Raw genomic sequence first — 512 nt, 5'->3', positions numbered from 1 at the left:
CGGAGTGATTCATGACTGGGGTGAAGTCGTAACAAGGTAGCCCTAGGGGAACCTGGGGCTGGATCACCTCCTTATACGATTTAGAACTTATTTGTTCGTAGTGTCCACACAGATGATTGTTAGTTAGAAGCCGTTAAGGATTCTAATTAATATTGCTCTTTAAAAATTTGGAAAAGCTGATAATTAAATTCTTATAGATATTCGTATCTATAAAGAGTTTTCAAAAGTAAAACAATGCCAATTATTTATTCTTATGAATAAGTGATTAGCATCTACTTTAGTATTCAATATTAACTTCTGGCGAAGTTGAATCAGTCTTTGAATGTACAATGTCAAACTAGATATTTTTCAATGATTTTGTTCTTTAGGCAAGGCACTTAATATTTTTATCGACGGGAGCATAACGTGTTATGTGACCAAGTAAAAATGTTGAGGCACGCAGCATAAAGCGCAAAAGCGAAGAAAAACTACTTTGGGTTGTATGGTTAAGTGACTAAGCGTACACGGTGGAT

At 35.2% G+C, this 512-nt stretch carries 1 rRNA gene; it reads left to right on the top strand.

Going from position 1 to position 512, the window contains the following annotated elements:
* Window positions 1–74: ribosomal RNA gene (locus tag OCI93_RS20990) — 16S ribosomal RNA — on the top strand; the annotation flags it as partial.
* Window positions 75–512 lie beyond the last annotated feature (438 nt).

Origin of the sequence: Pseudoalteromonas holothuriae (assembly GCF_945859825.1) — a bacterium.
Classification (GTDB): domain Bacteria; phylum Pseudomonadota; class Gammaproteobacteria; order Enterobacterales; family Alteromonadaceae; genus Pseudoalteromonas; species Pseudoalteromonas holothuriae.
The sequence above is the reverse complement of the archived record's forward strand: the minus strand, read 5'-3'. Positions and strand labels throughout refer to the sequence as shown.